Raw genomic sequence first — 233 nt, forward strand, 5'->3', positions numbered from 1 at the left:
TGCCGCGGTCGGGGACGGGTACGTCGCGCCGCGTACGGAGGCCGAGCGGGTCCTGGCCGGGATCTGGGCCGAGGTGTTGGGGGTGGAGCGGGTCGGGGTCGAGGACAACTTCTTCGAACTCGGCGGCGACTCGATCCTGAGCATCCAGGTGGTGTCGCGGGCGCGGCAGGCCGGACTCACGCTCATGCCGCGCGACGTGTTCGTGCACCAGACCGTCGCGGCCCTGGCCGCCA

At 72.5% G+C, this 233-nt stretch carries 1 protein-coding gene; it reads left to right on the forward strand.

Annotation, left to right across the window (positions count from 1 at the left end; all coding sequences use genetic code 11):
- Positions 1-233, forward strand: a 233-nt coding sequence (locus tag HC028_RS26905; protein ID WP_168080237.1) for a phosphopantetheine-binding protein, incomplete at both ends; no start/stop codon positions are given.

It is taken from the genome of Planosporangium flavigriseum (assembly GCF_011947225.1).
Lineage (GTDB): Bacteria > Actinomycetota > Actinomycetes > Mycobacteriales > Micromonosporaceae > Planosporangium > Planosporangium flavigriseum.